Below are 23,836 nucleotides of genomic sequence, written 5' to 3' on the forward strand. Positions count from 1 at the left end.
TGATCATCGCAATTCCGGATGCGGACCTGTTCCGCATCGGCCGAGCTGCTTGAGGACGAAAGAACATGCGCGCATTGCAACTCGTCGAGGACCGGCGTCTCGAAGCCGTTGACCTGCCCCTGCCCCCGCCGCCGGCACGCGGCGAAGTCACTGTGCGGATCAAGGCGGTGGCGCTCAACCACATTGACGTGTGGGGCTGGCGCGGCATGGCATTCGCCAAGCGCAAGATGCCGCTCGTGGTCGGCGCCGAAGCGTCGGGTGTCATCGAGGCGATCGGCGACGGCGTCGCCAACCTCCTGCCCGGCCAGTTGGTTTCGATCTACGGCGCGCGCACCTGCGGCCATTGCCGTGCTTGCCGCGAGAAGCGCGACAATCTCTGCGAGCATGTCGGCGGCGTCCACGGCTTTCATCTCGACGGATTTGCGCAGGAACTGGTGAACCTGCCAGCCCGCCTGCTGGTCGTCGCTCCTCCGGGAGTGGACGAGATCGGTGCCGCTGTTGCTCCGGTCACCTTCGGCACCGTCGAGCACATGCTGTTCGACAACGCCAAGCTCGAGCCCGGCGAGACGATCCTTATCCATGCCGGCGGCTCCGGCATCGGCTCGGCCGCGATCCAGCTCGCCAAGCGCATGGGTTGCACGGTCATTACCACCGTCGGCTCGAACGACAAGATCGAGAAGGCGAAGGCGCTCGGCGCCGACCACGTCATCAACTACCGCGAGGACCGCTTCGAGGGCGTCGTCCGCAAGCTGACGAAGAAGAAGGGCGTCGACGTCGTCTTCGAACATGTCGGTGCGGACACCTGGGCGGGATCGATGCTTTCGCTCAAGCGCGGCGGCCGCCTCGTCACCTGCGGCTCGACCTCGGGCGTCTCGACCCAGATCAACCTGATGCAGCTGTTCCAGCAGCAGCTGAAGTTGCTTGGCTCGTTCGGCTGCCGCATGGAAAACATGGCCGATGCCATGCAGAAGATGGCTCGCGGCCTCGTCAGCCCGGTCATCGACACCGAAGTCACGTTCGACGAGATCGGCCGTGCGCTTGAGCGCATGGAAGGCCGCGACGTGTTCGGCAAGATCATCCTGCGGGTCGCCTGATGTCGGGCGGCCTCGCGCCGCTCCTGCGGCCCATCATTGCGCGTACCCTGCGGGGCCTGAAGACTGCCCAGTACTGGCTGATCGCGCAGCTGGCGCGCAGCGTGCTCTACATGCTGCGCCTGCTGCCGCCGGAAAAGGCGCTTGCCTTCGCCGAAAGGGTTGCGAAGCGCATCGGGCCGCTCACCAAGCGCCACCAGATCACGCTCGACAATATCCGCAAAGCCTATCCGGAAAAGACCGAAGCTGAGGTCGAGGCGCTCGCGCTCGACATGTGGGGCCACATGGCCCGCCTTTTCGGCGAGTACATCTTCATCGACCAGTTGTTCGACTACGTGCCGGGCCAGGAAAAGCCGGGTCGCGTCGAGGTCATCGGCGAGGAGATCTTCCTGCGCATCCGCGAGGAAAGCGACCGGCCGCACATCGTCTTCACCGCGCACATGGGCAATTTCGAGCTGCTGCCGATCGCGGCGGCCGCCTATGGCCTGCCGATCTCGGTGCTGTTCCGCGCGCCGAACAATCCCTACATCGCAAAGTACCTGTTTTCGACCCGCTCGAACCACATGAGCGACATGGTAGCCTCGCGCACCGGCGCGGCGTTCACGCTCGCGCGCGTGCTGGAAGCCGACGGCAATATCGGCGCGCTTGTCGACCAGAAGTTTACGCGCGGCCTGCGCACGACCTTCTTCGGGCGCGAGTGCATGACCAGCCCGCTGATTGGCAAGCTCGCGCGTCAGTACGACTGCGACGTCTATCCGGCGCGCTCTATCCGCCTCCCCGGCAATCGCTTCCGGCTGGAGCTTCAGGAAAAGCTTGAGCTACCGCGCAACGAGAAGGGCGTCGTCGACGTCGCCGCGACAACTCAGCTTCTCAATGACGTGGTCGAACAGTGGGTGCGCGAAGATCCCGGCCAGTGGATGTGGTTCCACAAGCGCTGGGAAATCAAGTAGGCCCTAGCCGCCGTAGTAGTTCATCACGGCGTGCCGTGCCTCGGCGAAGAACAGCCAGCGTTCCACCAGCACCCCAAGCGCATGCAACAGCACGGCGAGCGCCAGCACGACTGCCGCCGCGCCCTGCCCCAACAGCAGCGAAACGAGCAGTAGCAGGACTGGTATGGCGCCCCCTGTCACCAGCGCGATCCTGAACAGCTTGTCCGCGTGCTTGCGCGCAACGCGAAAACCCATCTCGCGCGTCAGGTAGTTTTCGTTGGTGTGCGGGCGCTCGAACAGCCGCACCTTGCCGAGATGACCGAGTCCGGTCGCCGTTTCCGGCGTGGAGAGAGGTGCCTCGTCAAGCCGATTGCGCCACTGGGTCTTGGCCACCCAAGTTGCCGCCAGCAGCAGGATGGCAATCAGCGCAAAGTGCCAGCTTGTCTGACCTGCACAAGCGGCAACAAGAGCCGCCAGGAGACTGCCACCCGCACCCGCAAAGAGCAGGTAGCATGTGGACGTCAGCGGCGTGTTCCACGCCTGTATCGAGCGCAGCGAGGCGTAGATCATCGACGTGCAGTAGACAGTCGCGATCGCGCCGGCGGTGCCAAGGAGGCCAATCAGCGGCAGGTGCGTGCTCTCGAACACCGCAAACCAAGCCGAAATGGCGAGCGGTACGAAAGTAAGGATCGCCAGCACGCCCTCGCGCGACAGCCAGCTGGAGCGCCATTGCGACAGCGCACGCCAGGCACGCTGCGGGTTACCTAGATGGAAGGTCGAGGAGAGCAAGCCCCCAGCAATGAGCGCGAGCGCCAGCACATGCGCGAACTTCACCCAGGCGGACGACGGATCGAGCAGCCCGAGGCCAAGCATCGCGGCGAGGCCATAGCCAAGCCCGGAAGACGTGGTGAAAAAGATGATCGAGTAGGCGGGATGCATGCGTCAGAGCCGCTCCAGCACGGAATCAACCCATGCAAATAAGCCCTTCGCGCCCGACGTGTCGGTGGCGGCGAGCGGCTTGATGTCCTCGAGGCGCTGCTTCGGGCGCGGCGGCAGGTACTTGTTGACCGGCAGCGTCCCTTGCTCCGGCATCAGGTCAAACCCGCCGCGCTCGGCGACCATTTTTGACACTGACGAATTCGGGTCGGCAAGGTCACCGAAATGGCGGGCGTTGGTCGGGCAGGTGCGCACGCAGGACGGCACGCGATCCTCCTCGGCAAGCGTCTCGTTGTAGATTCGGTCGACGCACAGCGTGCACTTCTTCATGACACCGGCGGCGATGTCCATCTCGCGCGCGCCATAGGGACACGCCCAGGCGCAAAGCCCGCAACCGATGCACATGTCCTCGTCGACCAGCACGATTCCGTCGTCCGCCCGCTTGTAGGACGCGCCAGTCGGGCACACGGTCACGCACGGCGCGTTCTCGCAATGCAGGCATGACTTCGGGAAGTGGACGAGCCGCGTGTGTCCCCTCTCCGCCGCCACCTCCGCCCCTTCGGGTAGCACTTCGAAGGAATGGACGCGGTTGAGGAATGTGCCCGAAACATCCGCGCCGTACGGGTCCTGATCAGACAGCGCCGCGCCATAGCCGCCGGTGTTCCACTCCTTGCAGGAGACGACACAGGCGTGGCAGCCGACGCAAACGTCGAGGTCGATGACGAGGCCGAGCTTCTTCGGCGTCGGCTGTGACGGCAGGCAGGTCATTCGCTCCACTCCTGCCCGTAGCGGATTTCGGCTGCCGTGTTTGTCGCCTTCCTGACCGGCTCGAAGCGTGGCTCGCTGCGCGCGGGCGGGTCGGCCTTCTCGATGCGCACGCGCAGGTCGTACCAGGCGGCCTGACCGGTGATCGGATCGGAGTTCGACCAGCGCATACCATCCTGCTCCGGCGGTAGAAGTTCGTTGATCAAGTGATTCAAGAGAAAACCTTTTTCGGACTCCGGAGCGTCGGGGTCGAGCGCCCAGGCGCCGCCGCGCTTCCCGATCGCATTCCACGTCCACATCGTGTCGCGGTTTGCCGTATCGGTACGCTTCACCGGCACCTTGATGCGGCCGTGGTTGGACGTGAGCCACGCCCAGTCGCCGTCCTTCAGCCCGTGCGCGTCGCAGATCTCGCCCGGCACGAAGAGATAATTCTGGGTGTAGATCTGCCTGAGCCACGCATTCATTGAGCCCCAGGAATGGTACATCGCCATCGGCCGCTGGGTGATGGCGTGATAGGGAAACTCCTCTCCCGACACGGCCTGCTCCTCCAGCGGCTCGTACCAGAGCGGCAGCGGCGTGAAGGCGGACGAGATGCGATCCCGGTATGGCTCGGGCGCGTGCGGCGCGCGCAGCCCCTGCGCCGCCAGCCGGAATTTTTGGAGTTCCTCCGACCACAGCTGGAACGTCACCGGCTGTGGCGTGTCGAAGAAGCCCATCTTCACGGCGAAGTCCTGATAGGCAGCGTTGGCGTGCTTGAAGAACTGCGCCTCGAGCGGAATGTGCGCCGAGAAGAACGAGCCGTTCTCGATATAGCGGTCGAGCTGCTTCGGGTTCGCCGCTCCTCTGCCTGCACGCGTGCCGTCGGTGCCGCGGAAGCCCGCCAGCGGGCCAATGCCCGGTCGGCGCTCGTGCCTGACCAGATAGTCGGCATAATCGCGGTAGAGCGGCTGACCGCGGCTGTCGGCGAAGCCCGGCAGCTTCAGCCTTGAGCCGAGGTCAATCAGCACGCTCTGGAACGGGCGCACGTCGCGGTCGGGTTCAACCACCGGCCAGCGGATGGCATCGCTGGCGGCATCCGGCTCCGAGATCGGCCGGTCGAGCAGCGAAATGCAGTCGAAGCGCTCGAGATAGGTGGTGTCGGGCAGCACCAGGTCGGCATAGGCGACCATCTCCGACGAATAGGCATCGGAGTAGATGATCTTCGGGATGCGGTACTCGCCGGTTGCCTCGTCCTTGTCCTCCAGCATCCGGATGGTGCCTGCCGTGTTCATCGACGAGTTCCAGGCCATGTTGGCCATGTAGAGGAACAGCACGTCGACCGGATACGGGTCGCCCGCATGTGCGTTGGCGATCACCATGTGCATCAGCCCGTGCGCCGAGAACGGGGCTTCCCAGGAAAACGCCTTGTCGATGCGCGATGGTTGCCCGTCCTCGTCGACCAGCAGATCTTCAGGCCCAAGCGGAAAGCCGAGATGCGGCCCCGCAAGCGGCTGGTTAGAGCCAAAATGCTCGGCGCGGCCGTGCGGTCGCGGATGTGCCTGCACCGGCTTCGGATATGGCGGCTCGTAGCGGAACCCGCCGGGGCAGTCGACCGAGCCGATCAGCACCTGCAGGAGGTGCAACGCGCGCGCCGTCTGGAAGCCGTTGGAATGGGCGGAAATGCCACGCATCGCGTGGAACGAGACCGGGCGGCCGATGTAGCTCGAGTGATGGTTGCCGTACACATCGGTCCACGGCTGCGGGATCTCGATCGCCTCTTCGAAAGCAACGCGGGCAATCTCGGCCGCGAGGCCACGGATCGTGGCGGCAGAAATGCCGATCTTGTCGGCTACGGCCTCCGCCGAATGGCGCTCGTCGAGATACTCTTCGACCAGAAGCTCGAATGATGGACGCACTTGGGTTCCGTCGTCGAGCCGGTAAAGGCCGCTCAGCGCCGGCTGTGCGCCCTTGCTACCCGCAGCAACGGGACGCTCGGTGACCGTCTCCCAGACGAGGGGCTTGCCGTCCTTGTCGCGCGCAAACAGGCCGTGCTGGCCCGTGCCCGGAGCGTCAATCACCAGCCACGGCGCATTCGAGTATCGCACCAGGTACTCGACGTCGATCTTCCGCGCCTTCAGGAGCTCGTGGACGAGCGCCAGGATCAGGAGGCCATCGGTACCCGGCCGCACACCGATCCAGCTGTCAGCAACCGCTGAATAGCCAGTACGAACCGGGTTGACCGACACGAACCGCGCGCCGCGCTGCTTAAGCTTCGAGATGCCGATCTTGATCGGGTTCGAGTCGTGGTCCTCCGCCACGCCGAACATGACGAACAGCTTCGTCCGCTCCCAGTCCGGCGAGCCGAACTCCCAGAACGCGCCGCCAATCGTCATGATGCCGGCAGCAGCCATGTTGACCGAGCAGAAGCCACCATGCGCGGCGTAATTCGGCGTGCCGAACTGCTGCGCCCAGAAGCCGGTCAGCGACTGCGACTGGTCGCGCCCGGTGAAGAAGGCGAGCTTTTTCGGGTCGCGGGCGCGCACTTCGCCCAGCCATTCGGTGGCGATGGCAAGCGCCTCATCCCAGGAAATGTTGCGGAACTCGCCAGAGCCGCGCGGGCCGGTGCGCAGCATTGGCGATGACAGCCGCGCGGGTGAATAGTGCTGCATGATGCCGGCCGAGCCCTTGGCGCACAGCACGCCCTTATTGACCGGATGGTCGCGGTTGCCCTCGATATAGCGGATCTTGCCGTCCTTCAGGTGGACGTCGATGCCGCAACGACACGCGCACATGTAGCACGTCGTCTTTCGCACCTCGTCGGAGACGGGCTTCGAGAGATCGATCGGGTGCTGGGTCATGCCTGGCCGCTCCTCCTGCAGCCCGCAAGGCTAGTGAACTGCGCGCGGGAAAGAAATGCCCCGCGCTCCACATGATGTGGAATATTCGACCAGCTCAGTTCTCGATGATGATGCGGGTATTGCCGGCGCCGACCTTGTTGACCAGCGAGTAGAAGATCTCCGCATGCTGAGGGTCGAGGCGCACGCAGCCATGGGAGACCGGGCTGCCGAGCCGATCCACCTCGTTGGTGCCATGGACCGCCCAGCCACGGTCGTAGAAGACCGAGTACGGCATTTCCTCGCCGTTGTGGGTGCGCGAGCGCCACATCTTGTGCATGCGATAGGGCCGGTACTCCCCGCGGGGAGTGCCGCCGAATTCGTCGGCGCCGGTGGAGACAGTCCACTCGTGGATCACCTTGCCGTACTGGCTGACGACCATCTTCTGCTCGGCGACATCGACCCGCGCAACGAGCGCTGACGCTTGCGCACCCGCAACCGACAAGAGGCAAGTTCCCGCGACAACGGCGAGACGAAGACGCATCATGACCCCACACCCAATACTGCTGAAATGATTCATCGTGGCGAACGCAAGCGCAAGGCCCGCCATATGATTCGCCATATCCTAACAAACCCCTGCCGCGGTCCTCTCACATCCGCGTGAGCGGCTGGCTCATTCACAAGCCCCATCAGCCATACTTGCCAAGGCCACGGTTAGCTTGCTCAATTGCCGTATGACCGAACGCTTGCTATCCGCCATCGACCACCGCCGCGACGATCTCGTCGCCCTCACGGCCGACCTGATCCGCTTTCCGACGATCAACCCTCCCGGAGAGGCTTATACACCGTGCGCCGAGTTTATCGCGGCCCGGCTGGAGAAGGCCGGCTTCGGCACAAAGCTGATCCGAGGTGAAGGAACGCCTGGTGACAGCGATCAGTACCCGCGCACCAATGTCGTCGCACGTTTCGACGGCCGCAGCCCCGGCCCGACCGTGCACTTCAACTCGCATATCGACGTCGTCGAGGCGGGCGACGGCTGGACGGTCGATCCGTTCGGCGGCGAGGTGAAAGACGGGCGCGTCTATGGCCGCGGCGCATGCGACATGAAGGGCGGCCTTGCCGCCTCCATCATCGCCGCCGAAGCATTTATTGCCACTTACCCCGACTTTCCTGGTGCGATCGAAATTTCGGGCACGGTTGATGAGGAATCGGGCGGCTTCGGCGGAGTCGCATATCTCGCAAAGCAGGGCTATTTTTCCAAGCCGCGCGTTGACCACGTCATCATCCCTGAGCCGTTGAATAAGGATCGCATCTGCCTCGGACACCGCGGTGTCTGGTGGGCGGAGATCGAGACGCTCGGCTCTATCGCTCATGGCTCGATGCCTTTCCTCGGCGACTCGGCCATCCGCCACATGGGTGCCTTGCTGCATGCGTTTGAGAGCGAGCTCTATCCCGCCCTCGACGCCAAGCAGACGCAGATGCCGGTTGTGCCGGAAGGTGCACGGCGCTCAACTATGAACATCAACTCGATCCATGGCGGCCAGACCGAAGATTTCTTCCCCGGCCTGCCCGCGCCGAACGTCGCCGACTCCTGCCGCACAGTGATCGATCGCCGATTCCTGCTGGAGGAGTCTATCGACGAGGTGAAGGGTGAGGTCGTCTCCATCCTGGAGCGGCTGAAGCGCGAGCGCCCGCGCTTCGACTACCGCATCCGCGACCTGATGGAGGTGCAGCCGACCATGACCGACCGCGAGGCGCCGGTCGTGCAGGCGGTGGCAAAGTCGATCCAAGAAGTGTTCGACCGCGAACCGCAATACGTCATCTCGCCGGGCACCTACGACCAGAAGCACATCGCCCGCATCGGCCACTTGTTCGACTGCATCGCCTACGGCCCCGGCATCCTCGACCTCGCTCACCGCCCGGATGAGTGGGTCGGCATCGACGACATGGTCCAGTCGGCAAAGGTGATGGCGCTGAGCCTGAGGCAGCTGCTGTTCGGGCGAGAGTGAGGGGGGGCTCGCGGTAGGGGTCGAACGGGAACCCTATTTCGCTGCCGGCCTCTCGTACCTAGTTTCCACTGCCCTGCCCGCTTCGACGTTCAGGCNTGGATCCTCGNCTCNAGGCCGAGGATGACGAAGCTGAGATGAGGCGCCGGCTAACCGGCTAACGACGAGTATCAACAAGTACCGTAGGCTTCCGGGCCTACGGCAACCGCCCTGCCCGCTTCAACGTTCAGGCCTGGATCCTCGGCTCAAGGCCGAGGATGACGAAGCTGAGATGAAGGCGGCTAACCGGCTGCAGCTGGTGCTGAAGCAAGCACATGACCCATCGCAGCGAAATTATAACCTGAAGCAGCCTTGCCGCCTTTTCACAGAGACACGGACGTTCCAACATCGTCATCCTCGGGCTCGACCCGAGGATCCATGCCTGAACACCTGTGCGATAATCGGCGCTGAAAAACCAAGCTTTCCGCCTACCTGCCTGCCCACCCACAGACCGCGCGCCGCCACTTCACAAAAATGTCCGCCCCTTCTCCCAAAACGAAAGAAGGGGCTCGAAGGCCCCTTCCCCAAAAGTCTCGGATGAGACAGCGGCTTATGCCGCTGCTTCTTCCTCAGCCTGCTCAGCCTCGACGCGTGCGCGGTCGGCAGCGCCCTTGGCCGAGGTGTCGCGGTCAACGAACTCGATGACAGCCATCGGTGCGTTATCGCCGAAGCGGAAGCCCGCCTTCATGATGCGCAGGTAGCCGCCGTTGCGGGTGGCGTAACGCGGGGCGATGACATCGAACAGACGCTTCGCAGCTGCTTCCGAACCGATGGCAGCAGCAGCCTGACGGCGAGCATGCAGATCGCCGCGCTTGCCCAGCGTGACAAGCTTCTCAACGATCGGGCGAAGTTCCTTCGCCTTCGGCAGGGTGGTGGTGATCTGCTCGTGCTCGATCAGCGAGGCAGCCATGTTCGAGAACAGCGCCTTGCGGTGGCTGACAGTGCGGCCGAGACGGCGACCGGATTTTCCGTGGCGCATTGGCCTACTCCTTCTCTTAGAGGCTTATGCCTCAGTATTGGTCTTCGTAACGCTTTGCGAGATCTTCGATGTTTTCCGGCGGCCAGTCCGGCACTTCCATACCGAGGTGCAGGCCCATGGCAGCGAGGACTTCCTTGATCTCGTTCAGCGACTTGCGGCCGAAATTCGGCGTGCGAAGCATCTCGGCTTCCGTCTTCTGGATCAGGTCGCCGATGTAAACGATGTTGTCGTTCTTGAGGCAGTTTGCCGAGCGAACCGACAGTTCGAGCTCGTCCACCTTCTTGAGCAGCGCAGGGTTGAACGCGAGTTCGGTAACCTGCTCGGAAGCGACTTCCTTCTGCGGCTCTTCGAAGTTGACGAACAGGCTGAGCTGGTCCTGCAGGATGCGAGCAGCGAAAGCCACTGCGTCCTCACCGGACACTGCGCCGTTGGTCTCGATGGTCATCGTCAGCTTGTCGTAGTCGAGAACCTGGCCCTCACGGGTGTTCTCAACCTTGTACGAAACCTTCTTGACCGGCGAGTAGAGGCTGTCGACCGGGATGAGGCCGATCGGAGCATCTTCGGCGCGGTTGCGCTCAGCAGGGACATAGCCCTTGCCGGTGTCGACCGTGAACTCCATGCGGATCTCTGCGCCCTCGTCGAGGGTGCACAGGACGTGATCCGGATTGAGGATCTCGACGTCGCCAACGGTCTGGATGTCACCAGCCGTCACAACACCAGGACCCTGCTTGCGCACGACCATGCGCTTCGGGCCCTCGCCTTCCATGCGGATGGCGATTTCCTTGATGTTGAGGACGATGTCGGTGACGTCTTCACGAACACCGTTGATCGACGAGAACTCGTGGAGAACGCCGTCGATCTGAACTGCGGTCACGGCTGCGCCGCGCAGGGACGACAGGAGGACGCGGCGAAGCGCGTTGCCAAGCGTAAGGCCGTAGCCACGCTCAAGCGGCTCCGCAACCAGCGTGGTCACGGTATTGCCCTTGGTCGTGAACTCGATCTTGTTCGGCTTGATGAGTTCCTGCCAGTTTTTCTGAATCATTCAGGTCTTCCTTCCATTCCCCGACACCATCCAATCGTGCCGGGCATCAGTGGAAACCTCGAGAGGAGCGCCCGAAGGAGCTCATCGGGTAGGTGAAATGCTCAGACGCGGCGCTTCTTGCGCGGACGGCAGCCGTTGTGCGGGATCGGCGTGACGTCACGGATCGAGGTGATCGTGAAGCCTGCAGCCTGCAGAGCACGCAGGGCCGACTCACGACCCGAGCCCGGGCCGCAAACCTCGACCTCGAGGGTGCGCATGCCATGTTCCTGCGCCTTGCGAGCAACGTCCTCAGCAGCAACCTGAGCCGCGAACGGGGTCGACTTACGCGAACCCTTGAAGCCCTGAGCACCGGCCGACGACCAGGCAATCGCGTTGCCCTGCGCGTCGGTGATCGTGATCATGGTGTTGTTGAAGGTCGAATTGACGTGCGCAACGCCCGTCGAGATGTTCTTGCGCTCGCGACGGCGAATGCGCGCTACTTCCTTGGCCATGAATGGTCCTTCCGTTTGATATCAACGCCGCCGTAGTACCAGCGGCTACACCTTGGCCAGCGGCAGCCGGCATCAGCCGGCCACTGGCCAAAATCCGTGTCTTATTACTTCTTCTTGCCTGCGATAGCCTTCGCCGGGCCCTTGCGGGTGCGGGCGTTGGTGTGCGTGCGCTGGCCGCGAACCGGTAGCGAACGGCGGTGACGCAGGCCGCGGTAGCAGCCGAGGTCCATCAGGCGCTTGATGTTCATCGCGACTTCACGGCGCAGATCACCCTCGACCTGGTAGTCGCGGTCGATCGTCTCACGAATCGCGAGAACTTCAGCGTCGGTCAGCTGGTTGACGCGACGGTCGAGCGGAATACCGACCTTCTCGACGATCTCGGCCGCGAACTTCGGGCCAATGCCGTGGATGTACTGCAGCGCGATGATGACGCGCTTGTTCGTCGGGATATTAACGCCGGCTATACGAGCCATGTCATTCTCCATTTGGGCCGGCGTGTCCTTTGGATCACGACGGCGGTTTCGTTTTCCCGCGTCCGGTGGAGGCCGGCCCTTGCGGGCATTCACTGCTTCAAAACCGACGAGCGGCCCGAAGGACCGCCAATTCTACGCCTGAGTGGAAGTCGCGCCGCTGTATTCCGGAACACAGCAGAAGTCAACTCTTTGCGGCACTTCGCGTGCCGCAAAGATTTACCGGGGCAGAAGCGCCTCGATCTGTTTCGTCACCTCATCGATCGGCGCCATGCCGTCAACCTGCCGCAGCTGGTCGTTCGCATAGTAGTAGCCGATGAGAGGCGCCGTCTTCTTGTAGTACTCGCGCAGACGCTCCTCGAACACTTCGGGGTTGTCGTCCTTGCGGACCGGCTGACCGGCAGCCTTGGCTTCCTCGGCGCGGTTGATGATGCGACCAACCAGAGCCTTGTCGTCAACGACCAACTCGATCACCGCATCGAGAAGCATGCCGCGCTCGGCAAGCATGTCCGAAACGGCATCGGCCTGGGCGAGCGTGCGCGGATAGCCGTCGAGGATGAAGCCCCCGGCGCAGTCCGGCTGGTCAATTCGCTCGGCGACGATCGCGTTGACGATCTCGTCCGAAACCAGCTCGCCTGCATCCATCACCGCCTTGGCGCGCTTGCCAATTTCGGTGCCGTTTGCCACGGCCGCGCGCAGCATGTCGCCGGTGGAGAGCTGCGGAATTCCGTACTTTGCAACAAGCCGCTGCGCCTGCGTGCCCTTACCAGCACCGGGCGGCCCGAGAAGAATAAGTCTCATCGTCCCCTCTTTCCTCCGCGAAGCTTCGACTTCTTGATCAGCCCCTCATACTGATGCGCGATCAGATGGCCCTGAATCTGTGACACGGTGTCCAGCGTCACATTGACCACGATCAGGAGCGACGTTCCACCGAGGTAGAACGGGACACCCGTCGCAGAAATCAGAAACTCGGGTATGAGGCAGACAAACACAAGATACACAGCACCGATCAGCGTGATGCGGGTGAGCACGTAATCGATGTATTCCGCGGTGCGCTCGCCCGGACGGTAGCCCGGTATGAAGCCAGAGTGCTTCTTGAGCTGCTCGGCGGTGTCCTTCGGATTGAAGACGATCGCCGTGTAGAAGAACGCGAAGAACGCAATCAGGCCGGCATACAGCAGCATGTAGAGCGGCTGCCCGTGACCAAGCGCAGCGAGAATGGAGCTAGCCCAGGTCGGCAGCGTCGTCGTGTCGGCGAAGCCTGCAAGCGTCGCCGGCAGCAGCAGCAGCGATGACGCGAAGATCGCCGGGATGACGCCAGACGTATTGAGCTTGAGCGGCAGGTGCGAAGTATCGCCCTGGAACATGCGGTTGCCGACCTGACGCTTCGGATACTGGATCAGAAGGCGGCGCTGCGCACGCTCGAAGAAGACGATGATCGCGACCAGCACGACCGCCAGAACCAGGATGGCGAGAATGATGCCGGTCGACAACGCGCCGGTACGGCCAAGCTCGAGGGTGCCGCCGAGGGCCGACGGAAGGCCTGCGACGATGCCCGAGAAGATGATGAGCGAAATGCCGTTACCGATGCCGCGCGCGGTGATCTGCTCGCCGAGCCACATCAGGAACATGGTGCCGCCGACCAGCGTGATGACAGCGGTCAGGCGGAAGAACCAGCCCGGATCGGTAACGATCTGGTTGCCCGACTCAAGGCCGACGGAAATGCCGTAAGCCTGAACGACTGCCAGGAGGACCGTGCCGTAGCGGGTGTACTGGTTGATGATCTTGCGGCCCTGCTCGCCTTCCTTCTTCAACTGCTCGAGCGCCGGCACGACCGACGTCATCAGCTGAACAATAATTGAGGCAGAAATGTAGGGCATGATGCCGAGCGCGAAGATGGCCATGCGCTCGACGGCGCCGCCGGCGAACATGTTGAACATGCCGAGCACGCCGCCCGACTGCTGCTGGAACGCCTGCGCGAAAGCCTGCGGATTGATTCCCGGCATGGGAATGTAGGTGCCGAGCCGGTAGACGAGCAGCGCGCCGAGAGTAAACCAGATGCGCTTCTTCAAGTCTTCGGCCTTGGCAAAGGCCGCAAAATTCAGGTTGGAAGCAAGCTGTTCCGCTGCCGATGCCATAAACTATCTCCGTAACGTCACACAGCGAGGCCCGCTAAGCGGCGCGGCCCTGTGTTGCCGAAGCCACGAGATAGGCTCCGGCCGGAAAAGATGCAAGCGGCGGTTTGCACATGCACAGGCCAGATCGTCACTTTTCGATCGACCATGTGCAGGGACAAACCGCCGCCTGACTAAACCGATTTACTCGGCAGCAGCCACTTCCGGCAGCTTCACCGAACCACCGGCCTTTTCGACCTGTTCGATGGCCGGCTTGGAGGCACCAGCAACCTCGAAGGCAACCTTTGCCTTGAGCTCGCCGCCGCCGATGACGCGGACGCCATCCTTGACGCGACGAAGAACACCAGCCTTGACCAGAGCCTCAGCGGTGATGGTTTCCTTCGGGTCGAGCTTGCCAGCGTCGATCGCAGCCTGAACGCGGCCGAGCGTGACTTCGTTGAAGTCCTTCGCCGACGGGTTCTTGAAGCCGCGCTTCGGCAGACGCCGGTACAGCGGCATCTGGCCACCCTCGAAACCGTTCACGGAAACGCCCGAGCGCGACTTCTGACCCTTGACGCCACGGCCGCCGGTCTTGCCGGAGCCGGAGCCGATGCCGCGGCCGACGCGCTTGCGAGCCTTGGTCGAACCCTCGACAGTACGCAGTTCGTTCAGTTTCATATCAGTCGCTCCAGCGCTTTACGCCTCGTCCACGATACGGACGAGGTGGCGCACCTTCGAAATCATGCCGCGAACAGCCGGAGTGTCCTCCAGCGTCGAACGACGGTGCATCTTGTTAAGACCCAGGCCGATCAGCGTAGCGCGCTGTTCCACCGGACGGCGGATGGGGCTGCCGATCTGCTCCACAACGAGGGTTTTGCCCTGCTTGTTTGCCATGATCGCGTCTCTCCTTATTCGTCAGCCGACACGGCAGTGCCGCGGCGCGACTGCAGGACCGAGTACTTGATGCCGCGCTGTGCAGCGACATCCTTCGGATGCAGCTGGTTCTTCAGCGCGTCGAACGTGGCGCGAACCATGTTGTACGGGTTCGACGAACCCATCGACTTGGCGACGACGTCCTGAATGCCTAGCGTCTCGAAGACAGCGCGCATCGGGCCACCGGCGATGATACCGGTACCGGGCTTGGCAGTACGCAGCAGGACTCGGCCTGCGCCGTGACGGCCCTGAACGTCGTGGTGCAGCGTACGGCCGCCACGCAGCGGGACGAAGATCAGATCGCGCTTGGCAGCCTCGGTTGCCTTGCGGATTGCCTCCGGCACCTCACGTGCCTTGCCGTGGCCGAAGCCGACGCGGCCCTTCTGGTCGCCAACGACGACGAGAGCAGCAAAGCCAAAACGACGGCCGCCCTTCACCACCTTGGCGACGCGGTTGATGTGGACGAGCTTATCGACGAAACCGTCGTCACGCTCTTCGCGGTCACGGTTGCGTTCGCGACCACCTTCCCTACGATCCTGTGCCATGTCCTGATCCTTATTCTTTTCCGGAGCACGGGTTGTGAAAATGCCGGGCCGAAGCCCGGCAGCGAAATTAGAAGCTCAGGCCGCCTTCGCGGGCAGCATCAGCCAGGGCCTTGACGCGGCCGTGGTAGATGAACGGGCCGCGGTCGAAGACGACTTCCTTGACGCCGGCCTTGGCAGCGCGCTCGGCAACCAGCTTGCCGACAGCGGCAGCGGCAGCAACGTCAGCACCGGTCTTCAGCGCGTCGCGCAGTTCCTTGTCGAGGGTCGAAGCGGCAGCCAGGGTGTGGCCCTTCGAGTCGTCGATGATCTGCGCGTAGATGTGCTTCGACGAGCGATGCACGGACAGACGCGGACGCTCGCCGGCGACCTTCTTGATCTGACGGCGAACGCGCGCGGCGCGGCGCTTGATGGAGTCCTTGGAAGCCATAATTCGTATTCCTTGCCTTGTAAAACGAGGACGGCCATATGCGGTAGCCCGGCATAGGCCGGGCTCCCGCAACCGCGCCTCGTGGCGCTGATATTACTTCTTCTTGCCGTCTTTGCGCACGATGCGCTCGCCGGCGTAACGCACGCCCTTGCCCTTGTAAGGCTCAGGACCGCGGTACTTGCGGATCTCAGCCGCAACCTGGCCGACAACCTGCTTGTCGATACCGGTGACGACGATTTCCGTCGGCTTCGGAGTCGCGAGCGTGATGCCTGCGGGCGCCTCATAGACCACTTCGTGGCTGAAGCCAAGAGACAGCTGCAGGTTCTTGCCCTGCATGGCGGCGCGGTAACCCACGCCGTTGATCTCGAGGCGACGCTCGAAGCCGTCCTTCACGCCAGTCAGGATGTTGGCGATCTGAGTACGGGACATGCCCCACTTGGAACGCGCATCCTTGGAGTTGTCGCGCGGAGAAACGGAGATCTCGCCGTTATCCAGCTTGACCAGAACTTCGTCATTGACGACGAACTTCAGTTCGCCTTTCGGGCCCTTCGCGGTGACCGTCTGGCCGTCGACCGTAGCGGTCACGCCGGCGGGCACCTGTACGGGCTTCTTACCAATACGAGACATGTTTCGGTCCTCGTCCTTCTATTGTTCCGCCGGCCGATCAGAAGATCTGGCACAGCACCTCGCCGCCGACATTCTGCTCACGAGCCTGATGGTCAGCCATCACGCCCTTGGGAGTCGACAGGATCGAGATGCCGAGGCCGTTGGCCACGGACGGGATAGACTTGACCGAAACATACACGCGGCGGCCCGGCTTGGAGACGCGGGCGATCTCGCGGATCACCGGCTGGCCTTCGTAGTACTTGAGTTCGATCTCAAGCTCCGACTTGCCGTTCTCGTAGTCGACCTTTGCGTAGTCGCGGATGTAGCCTTCGGCCTTCATGACGTCCAGCACGCGGGCACGCAGGTTCGAAGCCGGCGTGGTAACGGTGGTCTTGCGGCGGCCATAGGCGTTGCGAATGCGGGTGAGCATATCGCCGAGGGGATCACTAAGGGACATCTTTGGTCCTCCTTACCAGCTCGACTTGACCAGGCCGGGAATCAGGCCGTTGTTGCCGAGTTCGCGCAGCGCCACACGGCTCATCTTGAGCTTGCGGTAGAATGCGCGCGGGCGGCCGGTGACTTCGCAACGATTGCGAATGCGGGTCTTCGCCGAGTTACGCGGAAGCGCGGACAGCTTGAGCTGCGCGCGGAAGCGCTCTTCCATCGGCTTGGACTGATCCATGATGATCGCCTTCAGCGCTGCACGCTTGGCAGCATACTGGTCGACGAGCTTCCGGCGCCGATTGTTCTTTTCTACTGAGCTGGTCTTTGCCATTTCAGGTTCCTTTGTTCGCTGCCGTTACTGCCGGAATGGGAAGTTGAAGGCCTTGAGCAGAGCCCGAGCCTCGTCGTCCGTCTTGGCAGTCGTACAAACGATGATGTCCATTCCCCAAACCTGATCGACCTTGTCGTAGTTGATCTCGGGGAACACGATGTGCTCCTTGATGCCCATGGCGAAGTTGCCACGACCATCGAAGCTCTTTGCATTGAGGCCGCGGAAGTCGCGAACGCGCGGCAGCGCGATCGTGACCAGGCGGTCAATGAATTCGTACATGCGATCCGAACGAAGGGTGACCTTCGCGCCGATCGGCATGCCTTCACGCACCTTGAAGCCCGCAATCGAATTCCGGGCGCGGGTGACGACGGCCTTCTGGCCGGCGATCAGGCTCAGGTCCTCGGCAGCGACCGAAGGCTTCTTGGAGTCGCCCGTGGCCTCGCCGACGCCCATGTTGATCACGACCTTGTCGAGACGCGGAATCTGCATCTCGTTGGCGTAGTTGAACTGATCCTGGAGCGCCTTGCGGATCTGCTCACGGTACAGGGTCTTGAGCCGCGGCTCGTACTTCTGGTCAGCCATTGATGACTTCTCCCGAGCGCTTCGCGACACGCACCTTCTTGCCGTCGCGGATCTCGAAGCCGACGCGGGTCGGCGTCTTGCCGTCCTTCGGGTCGACCACTGCAATGTTGGACAGGTGGATCGGAGCTTCCTTGCGGATCAGACCACCTTCCTGGTTCTGCGTCTGGCGCTGGTGGCGAACAACAACGTTGACGCCACTGACAATTGCCTTCTGGTCCTTCGGCTGAACCTTCAGAACCTCACCGGTGCGGCCCTTGTCCTTGCCGGCGAGAACAACGACTTTGTCGCCCTTGCGAATCTTCTGCATTTCACCGGCCTCCTTAGAGCACTTCAGGCGCGAGGGAGATGATCTTCATGTGGTTCTTCGCGCGGAGCTCGCGCGGAACCGGCCCGAAGATACGGGTGCCGATCGGCTCCCGCTTGTTGTCGACGAGCACTGCTGCGTTGCTGTCGAAACGGATCACACTGCCGTCAGGACGGCGGATGTCCTTGGCCGTGCGAACCACGACCGCCTTCATCACATCACCCTTCTTGACGCGGCCGCGCGGAATTGCTTCCTTGATCGAGACGACGATGATGTCGCCAACCGAGGCATACTTCCGCTTCGAGCCGCCCAGCACCTTGATGCACATGACACGACGCGCGCCGGAATTATCCGCGACGTCGAGGTTTGTTTGCATCTGAATCATGACTGGCCGCCTTCTTCTTTATTTTGGGCAAGGCTCCCGCCCTGCCCGGCTGTCCAAATTTTTCTTACTCGGCTTTCGCCGCCAGTTCCTGCGTCTGGTTCTGGATCACAACCCAACGCTTGTCTTTCGAGATCGGAGCCGACTCCTGGATGAAGACGAAGTCGCCCACCTTGCAGGAGTTGTCCTCGTCATGCGCCTTGTAGCGCTTGCTCTGACGGACAACCTTCTTCATCACCGGATGGGTGAAGCGGCGCTCGACCTTGACGACGACCGTCTTATCATTCTTGTCACTGACGACAGTGCCCTGCATGATGCGCTTCGGCATGGTCCTCGTCCTTAAGCCTTCTTGGCAGCGGACTTCTCCGCTGCAATCGTCTTGATACGCGCAATGTCCTTACGGACCTGGTTCACGCGTGCGGTTTTCTCAAGCTGGCCGGTTGCCTTCTGAAAGCGCAGGTTGAACTGCTCCTTCTTCAGTGCGGCAAGCTCATCGTTCAGTTCGTCGAGGGTCTTCGCCCTCAAATCGGACGCCTTCATATCCGGGACCCTCTTATTCTGCAATACGCTGTACGAAGCGCGTGCGTACGGAAAGCTTGGCAGCGCCGAGACGAAGTGCCTCACGGGCAACGTCTTCCGGCACACCGTCGATCTCGAACATCACGCGGCCTGGCTTGACGCGCGCTGCCCAGTACTCGACGGAGCCCTTACCCTTACCCATGCGGACTTCGGTCGGCTTCGCAGTAACCGGGAGATCCGGGAAAACCCGGATCCAAACGCGGCCCTGACGCTTCATCTGGCGAGTGATCGCGCGACGAGCGGCTTCGATCTCGCGGGCAGTAACGCGGTTCGGCTCGAGAGCCTTCAGGCCGTAGCCGCCGAAGTTCAGGTCGGTGCCACCCTTGGCAGCGCCGTGAATGCGGCCCTTGAACTGCTTACGGAACTTTGTGCGCTTTGGCTGCAGCATCGTTCTTCTCCAAAATTCCTATGCTTAGGCGTTCTCGCGGCGGCGGTTCCCACCGGCCTGCTGCTGATCGCCCTCGACAGCCCTACGCTCCGAAGCCATCGGATCGTGCTCGAGGATCTCGCCCTTGAACACCCAGACCTTGACGCCGCAGGTGCCGTAAGCGGTGTGAGCCTCAGCCGTGCCGTAGTCGACGTCCGCACGCAGGGTGTGCAGCGGAACGCGGCCCTCGCGGTACCACTCCATGCGGGCGATTTCCGCACCGCCCAGGCGACCCGAGCAGTTGATACGGATGCCCTCGGCGCCCAGACGCATCGCCGACTGAACGGCACGCTTCATGGCGCGACGGAATGCCACACGGCGCTCGAGCTGCTGCGTGATCGACTGGGCGATCAGCTTGGCATCGATCTCCGGCTTGCGAACCTCGACGATGTTGAGGTGCGTCTCGGACTTCGTCATCTCGGTGAGCTTCTTGCGAAGCTTCTCGATGTCGGCGCCCTTCTTGCCGATGATCAGGCCCGGACGTGCGGCGTGAATGGTCACGCGGCACTTCTTGTGCGGACGCTCGATCACGATCTTCGAGACGGCAGCCTGCTTCAGCTCCTTCTCGAGATACTTGCGGATCTTCAGATCCTCATGGAGCAGCGTGCCGTACTCGCCGGTGTTCGCGTACCAGCGGGAGTCCCAGGTACGGTTGATGCCGAGGCGAAGGCCGATCGGATTGATTTTCTGACCCATTATGCGGCCTCCACTTCTTCGACTTCGCGAACGACGATCGTCAGGTGCGAGAACGGCTTCTCGATCCGGCTTGCACGACCGCGACCGCGGGCATGGAAGCGCTTCATGACGATCGACTTGCCGACATATGCCTCAGCAACGATGAGGGAGTCGACATCGAGGTCGTGGTTGTTTTCGGCGTTAGCGATAGCCGACTCAAGCGTCTTCTTGACGGTGCCGGCGATGCGCTTGCGGGAGAATTCGAGGTCGGCGAGAGCAGTGCTGACCTTCTTGCCGCGGATCAACGCGGCAACCAGGTTCAGCTTCTGCGGGCTGACACGGATCGTGCGCAGGACGGCGCGCGCTTCGTTGTCGGCGAGCCTACGCGGAGCTTTGGCCTTGCCCATGTTACTTCCTCTTCGCCTTCTTGTCCGCGCCATGGCCGTAGTAGGTACGGGTAGGCGAGAACTCACCGAACTTGTGGCCAACCATCTCCTCGGAAACCGAGACCGGGATGTGCTTCTGGCCATTGTAGACGCCAAAGGTGAGGCCGACGAACTGCGGCAGGATCGTGGAGCGGCGGCTCCAGATCTTGATCACCTCATTACGCCCGCTTTCGCGCGCCTTCTCTGCCTTCTTGAGGAGGTAGCCGTCGACGAACGGGCCTTTCCAGACTGAACGGGTCACGTTCTGTACCTTTCCTTAGCTCTTGCGCTGATGGCGCGAGCGCATGATGAACTTGTCGGTCGCCTTGTTAGAGCGCGTACGCTTGCCCTTCGTAGGCTTGCCCCACGGGGTAACCGGATGACGGCCACCCGAGGTACGGCCCTCACCACCACCGTGCGGGTGGTCGACCGGGTTCATAGCAACACCGCGGGTGTGCGGGCGCTTGCCGCGCCAGCGCGTGCGGCCGGCCTTACCGTCGTTGATGTTGGCGTGGTCCGGGTTCGACACGGCACCAACCGTAGCGAGGCACGAGCCGTGGACGACGCGCTGCTCACCCGAGTTGAGGCGCAGGATCGCCATACCCTGGTCACGGCCGACGAGCTGGGCGTATGCGCCAGCCGAACGAGCGATCTGACCGCCCTTGCCCGGCTTCAGCTCGACGTTGTGAACGATCGTGCCAACCGGCATCGCCGACAGCGGCATCGCATTGCCCGGCTTGACGTCGACGTTCTCGCCGGCGACGACCTTGTCACCGACAGCAAGGCGCTGCGGAGCCAGGATGTAGGACAGCTCACCGTCTTCATACTTGATGAGCGCGATGAACGCCGTACGGTTCGGGTCGTACTCGAGACGCTCGACGGTAGCCGAAACGTCGAACTTGCGACGCTTGAAGTCGACCAGGCGATACGAACGCTTGTGACCACCACCGATGAAGCGGGCGGTCACGCGGCCGTAGTTGTTACGGCCGCCCTTCTTGACGAGACCCTCAGTCAGACCCTTGACCGGCTTACCCTTGTAGAGACCGGAACGGTCCACGATTACGAGCTGGCGAGTACCAGGCGTAATCGGATTAAAGTGTTTCAATGCCATCGTTCCGATCCTTACAGTCCGGTCGTGACGTCGATCGACTGGCCTTCAGCCAGCGTGACGACAGCCTTCTTGACGTCGCTCTGCTTGCCAATGGTGCCGCGGAAGCGCTTCACCTTGCCCTTGCGAACGAGCGTGTTCACCGCGGTAACCTTGACGCCGAACAGCGCCTCAACCGCAGCCTTGATCTCCGGCTTCGAAGCCTTGCGGGCCACGTTGAAGACCACCTGGTTGTTTTCCGAAGCCAGGGTGGACTTCTCGGTGATCGCCGGGGAGACGATTACGTCGTAGTGGCGAAGATCAGTCATTTGAGAACCGCTCCTCCAGAGCCTCGACAGCTGCCTTCGAGAGGACGAGCTTGCCGCGACGCAGAATGTCGTAGACGTTGATACCCTGGATCGGCAGGACATCGATGTTCGGAATGTTCGCTGCAGCGCGCTTGAAGTTTGCGTCAAGCTCAGCGCCGCCGATCACGAGTGCGTTGCTCAGGCCCAGCTTCGCGAAGTTCGCGACGAGAGCCTTCGTCTTCGGCTCGGACAGAGCCAGATCATCGATGATGATCAGGTTCTCACCCTTGGCCTTGGCCGACAGAGCGTGCTTAAGGCCGAGCGCGCGGACCTTCTTCGGAAGGTCGTGAGCGTGGCTGCGTGCAACCGGGCCGTGAGCCTTGCCACCGCCGCGGAACTGCGGTGCACGAGCCGACGAGTGACGAGCGCGGCCCGTACCCTTCTGCTTGTACATCTTCGCGCCGGTGCGGGAGACGTCAGCGCGGCTCTGCGACTGGTGCGTGCCCTGCTGCTTCTTGGCCAGCTGCCAGCGAACGACGCGCTGCAGGATGTCCTCGCGCGGATCAAGACCGAAGATCTCTTCCGACAGCTTGATATTGCCAGCTGCGTCGCCAGCAAGCGTGGTAATCTTGACGTCCATTACTCTGCTCCCTCGGTGACCGGAGCGGTCTCAGCCGCCGGGGCTGCATTCGTCCGGATCGCCGCCGGCTTCGGCGCATTTTCCGGCAGCGTCGCCTTGACGGCGTCACGCACATAGATCCAGGCGCCCTTGGAACCCGGAACCGCGCCGCGGACCAGAATCAGGCCGCGCTCTGCGTCGGTCGAAACGACCTCGAGGTTCTGGGTCGTCACGCGGGTAGCACCCATGTGACCGGCCATCTTCTTGCCCTTGAACACCTTACCCGGGTCCTGGCGCTGACCAGTCGAACCGTGCGAGCGGTGCGAAACCGAGTTACCGTGGGATGCACGGCCACCACCGAAGTTGTGGCGCTTCATGACACCCTGGAAACCCTTACCGATCGAGGTACCCGTCACGTCGACCTTCTGGCCAACGACGAAGTGATCGGCAGTGATCTCGGCGCCAACCTCGATGAGGTTTTCCGGAGAGACGCGGAATTCCGCAACCTTCGCCTTCGGCTCGACCGAGGCAGTGGCGAAATGACCGCGCAGAGCCTTGGACGTGTTCTTCACCTTGGCGAGCCCGACACCGAGCTGCACGGCGGTATAGCCGTTCTTTTCCTGGGTACGCTGCGCCACGACCTGGCAGTTCTCCATGCGGAGAACGGTGACAGGCACGTGTTCGCCCGCGTCATTGTAGACGCGCGTCATCCCGATCTTCTGTGCGATAACACCTGAACGCATCAGTTCTTTCCTTCAGAGGAGCCATTCGGGCGAACACGCCCGTCCGGCTCATGGTTATGCTCCCTAGAGCTTGATCTCGACGTCGACGCCAGCGGCCAGGTCGAGCTTCATGAGAGCGTCGACAGTCTGCGGGGTCGGATCCACAATATCGAGGAGTCGCTTGTGGGTGCGCATCTCAAACTGCTCGCGGCTCTTTTTGTCAATGTGCGGCGAGCGGTTTACGGTAAATTTCTCGATCCGCGTCGGCAGCGGAATGGGCCCGCGTACGTTCGCGCCGGTGCGCTTAGCCGTCGACACGATCTCCCGCGTCGATGCGTCCAGGACACGGTGGTCGAACGCTTTGAGGCGGATGCGGATATTCTGTCCGTTCATCTGGTCGGTTCCTTCAAGTCTTCCGCGGGCGCGGGCAGAAGCCGAAGCCACGCCCGCGACAGACCCTTATTCTTCTTACTCGATGATCGCGGCGACGATGCCGGCGCCAACGGTGCGGCCGCCTTCACGGATAGCGAAGCGCAGGCGCTCTTCCATCGCGATCGGAACGATCAGCTCGACGTCAACGGTGATGTTGTCGCCCGGCATGACCATCTCNGTGCCTTCCGGCAGCTTGATGATGCCGGTCACGTCGGTCGTGCGGAAGTAGAACTGCGGACGGTAGTTCGTGAAGAACGGGGTGTGACGGCCGCCCTCTTCCTTGGTGAGGATGTAAGCCTCAGCCTTGAACTTGGTGTGCGGCTTCACCGAACC

The 23,836-nt window shown here is 62.5% G+C and carries 34 protein-coding genes and 1 pseudogene; 3 read left to right on the forward strand and 32 right to left on the reverse strand.

Annotated elements, in window-relative coordinates:
* Nucleotides 1-65: 65 nt before the first annotated feature.
* Nucleotides 66-1,094: a zinc-binding dehydrogenase gene (locus L630_RS0103940; RefSeq protein WP_024846985.1), complete on the forward strand. Its 1,029-nt coding sequence runs from the start codon at nucleotides 66-68 to the stop codon at nucleotides 1,092-1,094.
* A complete protein-coding gene (locus tag L630_RS0103945; protein ID WP_051473089.1) occupies nucleotides 1,094-2,041 on the forward strand; it encodes a lipid A biosynthesis lauroyl acyltransferase in 948 nt (315 codons plus the stop codon). Before L630_RS0103940 ends, L630_RS0103945 begins: the two co-directional genes overlap by 1 nt.
* Before the next feature lie 3 nt (nucleotides 2,042-2,044).
* On the opposite strand, the gene L630_RS0103950 is transcribed toward L630_RS0103945, so the two are convergent.
* From L630_RS0103950 to L630_RS0103965, 4 genes are all read right to left on the reverse strand, one after another.
* On the reverse strand, nucleotides 2,045-2,959 hold the full coding sequence (locus L630_RS0103950; protein ID WP_024846987.1) for a DmsC/YnfH family molybdoenzyme membrane anchor subunit: 915 nt from the start codon (nucleotides 2,957-2,959) through the stop codon (nucleotides 2,045-2,047).
* Between the two features lie 3 nt (nucleotides 2,960-2,962).
* Nucleotides 2,963-3,724, reverse strand: a complete 762-nt coding sequence (locus L630_RS0103955; RefSeq protein ID WP_024846988.1) for a 4Fe-4S dicluster domain-containing protein — start codon at nucleotides 3,722-3,724, stop codon at nucleotides 2,963-2,965.
* The gene (locus L630_RS0103960; protein WP_024846989.1) at nucleotides 3,721-6,558 is read right to left on the reverse strand and encodes a molybdopterin oxidoreductase family protein; all 2,838 of its coding nucleotides are present in this window, start codon (nucleotides 6,556-6,558) and stop codon (nucleotides 3,721-3,723) included. Before L630_RS0103960 ends, L630_RS0103955 begins: the two co-directional genes overlap by 4 nt.
* A 94-nt stretch (nucleotides 6,559-6,652) precedes the next feature.
* Nucleotides 6,653-7,081: a L,D-transpeptidase gene (locus L630_RS0103965; RefSeq protein ID WP_024846990.1), complete on the reverse strand. Its 429-nt coding sequence runs from the start codon at nucleotides 7,079-7,081 to the stop codon at nucleotides 6,653-6,655.
* Nucleotides 7,082-7,268: 187 nt separating this feature from the next.
* On the opposite strand from L630_RS0103965, the gene L630_RS0103970 reads away from it, so the two are divergent.
* Nucleotides 7,269-8,543 (forward strand): acetylornithine deacetylase/succinyl-diaminopimelate desuccinylase family protein, encoded by a 1,275-nt coding sequence (locus L630_RS0103970; protein WP_024846991.1) that lies wholly within the window; start codon nucleotides 7,269-7,271, stop codon nucleotides 8,541-8,543.
* 586 nt (nucleotides 8,544-9,129) lie between these two features.
* Here the strand turns inward: L630_RS0103970 and rplQ are convergent.
* The 28 genes and pseudogenes from rplQ to tuf form a co-directional block, all read right to left on the reverse strand.
* Nucleotides 9,130-9,558 carry a 50S ribosomal protein L17 gene (rplQ, locus tag L630_RS0103980; RefSeq protein WP_024846992.1) on the reverse strand — a complete coding sequence of 143 codons (429 nt, stop codon included), beginning with the start codon at nucleotides 9,556-9,558 and terminating at the stop codon, nucleotides 9,130-9,132.
* Nucleotides 9,559-9,589: 31 nt separating this feature from the next.
* Nucleotides 9,590-10,600: a DNA-directed RNA polymerase subunit alpha gene (locus L630_RS0103985; RefSeq protein WP_024846993.1), complete on the reverse strand. Its 1,011-nt coding sequence runs from the start codon at nucleotides 10,598-10,600 to the stop codon at nucleotides 9,590-9,592.
* Between the two features lie 101 nt (nucleotides 10,601-10,701).
* The gene (gene rpsK, locus L630_RS0103990; RefSeq protein ID WP_024846994.1) at nucleotides 10,702-11,091 is read right to left on the reverse strand and encodes a 30S ribosomal protein S11; all 390 of its coding nucleotides are present in this window, start codon (nucleotides 11,089-11,091) and stop codon (nucleotides 10,702-10,704) included.
* Between the two features lie 104 nt (nucleotides 11,092-11,195).
* Nucleotides 11,196-11,564 carry a 30S ribosomal protein S13 gene (gene rpsM / locus L630_RS0103995; RefSeq protein WP_024846995.1) on the reverse strand — a complete coding sequence of 123 codons (369 nt, stop codon included), beginning with the start codon at nucleotides 11,562-11,564 and terminating at the stop codon, nucleotides 11,196-11,198.
* A 216-nt stretch (nucleotides 11,565-11,780) separates the two neighbouring features.
* The gene (locus L630_RS0104000; protein WP_024846996.1) at nucleotides 11,781-12,362 is read right to left on the reverse strand and encodes an adenylate kinase; all 582 of its coding nucleotides are present in this window, start codon (nucleotides 12,360-12,362) and stop codon (nucleotides 11,781-11,783) included.
* On the reverse strand, nucleotides 12,359-13,699 hold the full coding sequence (gene secY / locus L630_RS0104005; RefSeq protein ID WP_024846997.1) for a preprotein translocase subunit SecY: 1,341 nt from the start codon (nucleotides 13,697-13,699) through the stop codon (nucleotides 12,359-12,361). The genes L630_RS0104000 and secY overlap by 4 nt, the downstream gene beginning before the upstream one ends.
* A gap of 180 nt (nucleotides 13,700-13,879) precedes the next feature.
* A complete protein-coding gene (gene rplO, locus L630_RS0104010) occupies nucleotides 13,880-14,353 on the reverse strand; it encodes a 50S ribosomal protein L15 (RefSeq protein ID WP_024846998.1) in 474 nt (157 codons plus the stop codon).
* An 18-nt stretch (nucleotides 14,354-14,371) separates the two neighbouring features.
* Nucleotides 14,372-14,569 (reverse strand): 50S ribosomal protein L30, encoded by a 198-nt coding sequence (rpmD, locus tag L630_RS0104015; RefSeq protein ID WP_024846999.1) that lies wholly within the window; start codon nucleotides 14,567-14,569, stop codon nucleotides 14,372-14,374.
* A gap of 14 nt (nucleotides 14,570-14,583) precedes the next feature.
* Entirely contained in the window at nucleotides 14,584-15,153 is a 570-nt protein-coding gene (rpsE, locus tag L630_RS0104020) for a 30S ribosomal protein S5 (protein ID WP_024847000.1), read from the reverse strand.
* Between the two features lie 67 nt (nucleotides 15,154-15,220).
* Nucleotides 15,221-15,580, reverse strand: a complete 360-nt coding sequence (gene rplR, locus L630_RS0104025) for a 50S ribosomal protein L18 (protein WP_024847001.1) — start codon at nucleotides 15,578-15,580, stop codon at nucleotides 15,221-15,223.
* A gap of 93 nt (nucleotides 15,581-15,673) precedes the next feature.
* Entirely contained in the window at nucleotides 15,674-16,207 is a 534-nt protein-coding gene (gene rplF, locus L630_RS0104030) for a 50S ribosomal protein L6 (RefSeq protein WP_024847002.1), read from the reverse strand.
* Between the two features lie 37 nt (nucleotides 16,208-16,244).
* On the reverse strand, nucleotides 16,245-16,643 hold the full coding sequence (rpsH, locus tag L630_RS0104035; RefSeq protein ID WP_024847003.1) for a 30S ribosomal protein S8: 399 nt from the start codon (nucleotides 16,641-16,643) through the stop codon (nucleotides 16,245-16,247).
* A gap of 12 nt (nucleotides 16,644-16,655) precedes the next feature.
* Nucleotides 16,656-16,961: a 30S ribosomal protein S14 gene (rpsN, locus tag L630_RS0104040; protein WP_024847004.1), complete on the reverse strand. Its 306-nt coding sequence runs from the start codon at nucleotides 16,959-16,961 to the stop codon at nucleotides 16,656-16,658.
* A 24-nt stretch (nucleotides 16,962-16,985) separates the two neighbouring features.
* The gene (rplE, locus tag L630_RS0104045) at nucleotides 16,986-17,543 is read right to left on the reverse strand and encodes a 50S ribosomal protein L5 (RefSeq protein ID WP_024847005.1); all 558 of its coding nucleotides are present in this window, start codon (nucleotides 17,541-17,543) and stop codon (nucleotides 16,986-16,988) included.
* On the reverse strand, nucleotides 17,536-17,850 hold the full coding sequence (gene rplX, locus L630_RS0104050) for a 50S ribosomal protein L24 (RefSeq protein ID WP_024847006.1): 315 nt from the start codon (nucleotides 17,848-17,850) through the stop codon (nucleotides 17,536-17,538). The genes rplE and rplX overlap by 8 nt, the downstream gene beginning before the upstream one ends.
* A 13-nt stretch (nucleotides 17,851-17,863) precedes the next feature.
* Nucleotides 17,864-18,232: a 50S ribosomal protein L14 gene (gene rplN, locus L630_RS0104055; protein ID WP_024847007.1), complete on the reverse strand. Its 369-nt coding sequence runs from the start codon at nucleotides 18,230-18,232 to the stop codon at nucleotides 17,864-17,866.
* A gap of 64 nt (nucleotides 18,233-18,296) precedes the next feature.
* The gene (rpsQ, locus tag L630_RS0104060) at nucleotides 18,297-18,557 is read right to left on the reverse strand and encodes a 30S ribosomal protein S17 (protein ID WP_024847008.1); all 261 of its coding nucleotides are present in this window, start codon (nucleotides 18,555-18,557) and stop codon (nucleotides 18,297-18,299) included.
* A gap of 11 nt (nucleotides 18,558-18,568) precedes the next feature.
* Nucleotides 18,569-18,769: a 50S ribosomal protein L29 gene (rpmC, locus tag L630_RS0104065; protein ID WP_024847009.1), complete on the reverse strand. Its 201-nt coding sequence runs from the start codon at nucleotides 18,767-18,769 to the stop codon at nucleotides 18,569-18,571.
* Between the two features lie 13 nt (nucleotides 18,770-18,782).
* Nucleotides 18,783-19,196: a 50S ribosomal protein L16 gene (gene rplP / locus L630_RS0104070; RefSeq protein WP_024847010.1), complete on the reverse strand. Its 414-nt coding sequence runs from the start codon at nucleotides 19,194-19,196 to the stop codon at nucleotides 18,783-18,785.
* Between the two features lie 24 nt (nucleotides 19,197-19,220).
* Nucleotides 19,221-19,931 (reverse strand): 30S ribosomal protein S3, encoded by a 711-nt coding sequence (gene rpsC, locus L630_RS0104075; protein ID WP_034329283.1) that lies wholly within the window; start codon nucleotides 19,929-19,931, stop codon nucleotides 19,221-19,223.
* Nucleotides 19,931-20,317 (reverse strand): 50S ribosomal protein L22, encoded by a 387-nt coding sequence (gene rplV, locus L630_RS0104080; protein WP_024847012.1) that lies wholly within the window; start codon nucleotides 20,315-20,317, stop codon nucleotides 19,931-19,933. Before rplV ends, rpsC begins: the two co-directional genes overlap by 1 nt.
* A gap of 1 nt (nucleotide 20,318) precedes the next feature.
* On the reverse strand, nucleotides 20,319-20,597 hold the full coding sequence (gene rpsS, locus L630_RS0104085) for a 30S ribosomal protein S19 (protein WP_024847013.1): 279 nt from the start codon (nucleotides 20,595-20,597) through the stop codon (nucleotides 20,319-20,321).
* Between the two features lie 15 nt (nucleotides 20,598-20,612).
* Nucleotides 20,613-21,446: a 50S ribosomal protein L2 gene (rplB, locus tag L630_RS0104090; RefSeq protein WP_024847014.1), complete on the reverse strand. Its 834-nt coding sequence runs from the start codon at nucleotides 21,444-21,446 to the stop codon at nucleotides 20,613-20,615.
* A gap of 11 nt (nucleotides 21,447-21,457) precedes the next feature.
* Complete coding sequence (locus L630_RS0104095; protein WP_024847015.1) at nucleotides 21,458-21,751, reverse strand: 50S ribosomal protein L23; 294 nt, start codon at nucleotides 21,749-21,751, stop codon at nucleotides 21,458-21,460.
* Entirely contained in the window at nucleotides 21,744-22,370 is a 627-nt protein-coding gene (gene rplD, locus L630_RS0104100; protein WP_024847016.1) for a 50S ribosomal protein L4, read from the reverse strand. Before rplD ends, L630_RS0104095 begins: the two co-directional genes overlap by 8 nt.
* Nucleotides 22,370-23,092 carry a 50S ribosomal protein L3 gene (rplC, locus tag L630_RS0104105; RefSeq protein WP_024847017.1) on the reverse strand — a complete coding sequence of 241 codons (723 nt, stop codon included), beginning with the start codon at nucleotides 23,090-23,092 and terminating at the stop codon, nucleotides 22,370-22,372. The genes rplD and rplC overlap by 1 nt, the downstream gene beginning before the upstream one ends.
* A 63-nt stretch (nucleotides 23,093-23,155) precedes the next feature.
* Entirely contained in the window at nucleotides 23,156-23,464 is a 309-nt protein-coding gene (rpsJ, locus tag L630_RS0104110) for a 30S ribosomal protein S10 (RefSeq protein WP_007066362.1), read from the reverse strand.
* 75 nt (nucleotides 23,465-23,539) lie between these two features.
* Nucleotides 23,540-23,836: pseudogene (tuf, locus tag L630_RS20970) on the reverse strand (elongation factor Tu); the annotation flags it as partial.

It is taken from the genome of Aminobacter sp. J41, from assembly GCF_000526635.1.
Taxonomy (GTDB): Bacteria; Pseudomonadota; Alphaproteobacteria; order Rhizobiales; family Rhizobiaceae; genus Aerobium.